Here is a 2,223-nt window from a genome sequence, read left to right on the forward strand (position 1 = left end):
GAAGGGCTTTCCGCCGACTTTCAGGTGTTTACCCTGCAAGGCCGGGAAGCCATCAGCCAGCCTTTTGTGTTTGAGGTGGAGCTGGTCAGTGAGCAGCCGTCGCTGGACCTCGAAGCCCTGCTGCACAAACCGGCCTTTCTGCAGCTGTCGCCTGACGGCAGCGGCATTCATGGGCAGATCTACCGCGCTGCGCAAGGCGATTCCGGCAAGCGCCTGACCCGTTATTCGGTGACGCTGCGCCCGCAACTGGCGTACCTGGCGCACCGCATCAACCAGCGCATCTTCCAGAACCTCAGCGTGCCGAAAATCATCGGCCAAGTGCTGGAAGAGCACGGCATCCAAGGCAACGCCTACGAATTCAAGACCGGCTCGATCTATCCCGAGCGCATCTACTGCGTGCAATACGACGAGTCGGATCTGCACTTCATCCAGCGCCTGTGTGAAGAAGAAGGCATTCACTTCCACTTCCAGCACAGCGCCAACGCGCACAAGCTGGTGTTCGGCGATGACCAAACGGTGTTCCCGAAGCTCAAGCCGGTGCCCTATCAGCAAGACTCCGGCATGGTCGCCAGCAACCCGGTGATCAAGCGTTTCGACCTGCGCCTGGAAACCCGCACCAGCCGCACCACCCGCCGCGATTACGATTTCGAAAAACCGCGCCTGACCCTGGAAAGCGAAAACCGTGGCGACGCCCTGCCAGACCTCGAAGACTACGATTACCCGGGCCGCTTCATCGACCGCGAGCGCGGCAAGCATTTGGCCAAACGCGCCCTCGAACGCCATCGCAGCGACTTCCAGCTCGCCGAAGGCAAGAGTGATCAGCCACTGCTGGTCAGCGGTCATTTCCTCGCCCTGACCGAACACCCGAAAGCCAAATGGAACGACCTCTGGCTGCTCACCGAAGTCCTGCACGAAGGCAAGCAGCCGCAAGTGCTCGAAGAGTCGGTGACCAGCGACACCACGGCGCTGAAAGACGATTTCCATCAGGGCTACCGCAACCGCTTCCAGGCCACGCCATGGGACGTGCCCAACCGCCCGCCGCTGCGCCACCCGAAACCGCGCATTCTCGGCAGCCAGAGCGCGGTGGTCACCGGCCCGAAAGGTGAAGAAATCCACTGCGACGAGTACGGCCGGGTCAAAGTCCAGTTTCACTGGGACCGCGAAGGCCAGGCCGACGACAAGACCAGCTGCTGGCTGCGTGTTTCCAGCGCCTGGGCCGGCGCCCAGTACGGCGGCATCGCCATCCCGCGCATCGGCATGGAAGTGCTCGTCACGTTCCTTGAAGGCGACCCCGATCAGCCACTGATCAGCGGCTGCCTGTACCACAAGGAAAACACCGTCCCCTATCCACTGCCGGCGAACAAGACCCGCAGCACTTTCAAGACCCTGAGCTCCATGGGCGGTGGCGGCTACAACGAACTGCGCATCGAAGACAAAAAAGGTCAGGAACAGATCTACCTGCACGCCCAGCGCGACTGGGACGAGAACATCGAGCACGACCAGAAAATCCGCGTCGGCAACGAACGCCACGACACCGTCGAGCAAAACAGCTACACCGAGTTCAAGGCCGAAGAACACCACACCGTCTACGCCGACCGCAAAGTCGAAACCCGCGCCAACGACCACCTCACCGTCGGCGTGAACCAGCACATCAAGATCGGCACCGGCCAGTTCATCGACGCAGGCCAGGAAATCCACCTGAGCAGCGGCATGAAAGTGGTGATGGAAGCCGGCGCCGAACTCACGCTGGTCGGCGGCGGCAGCTTCATCAAGATCGACGCCGGCGGCGTGACCTTGAGCGGCCCGGTAATCAACATGAACTCCGGCGGCAGCCCCGGCGTTGGTACGGGCGCCGCGCCGTTGATGCCCGGCGTGCTGAAACAGGCGGATGCCGACAAGGCCGGCCAGGTCCTGACCCCGGCCCAGATCAACACCCTCAAACGCAACGCGCCGTTCTGCGAAGAATGCGAAAAATGCAAGGCAGGTGCCTGTGCCATCTGATCGATTGACACCCAAAGACTGGCTGGCGCAACAGCCGTTGCAGAGTGGCGAGCGTTTGTATCTGGTGATCAGTGCGGCGAGCGATGCCGACGCCCTGAAAACCCTGTACCTCACCGAACCCACCGCCCAGCTCCTGCCGATCTGGGGCGGCACACCCTACTCCACTTGGCAACCGGTGATGCCCTACGTCACCGAACTCAAACCGAACTCGGCACTCCTGCC

The 2,223-nt window shown here is 62.0% G+C and carries 2 protein-coding genes; both read left to right on the top strand.

Annotated features, from left to right (window positions below):
• The coding region (locus AC0IXA_RS26315; RefSeq protein WP_471814781.1) for a type VI secretion system Vgr family protein at positions 1–2,001 on the top strand (2,001 nt) is incomplete at its 5' end.
• Positions 1,991–2,223, top strand: a 233-nt coding sequence (locus AC0IXA_RS26320; RefSeq protein WP_471814782.1) for a DUF4123 domain-containing protein, incomplete at its 3' end; no start/stop codon positions are given. The genes AC0IXA_RS26315 and AC0IXA_RS26320, both read left to right, overlap by 11 nt.

Source organism: Pseudomonas sp. AC083 (assembly GCF_979253165.1).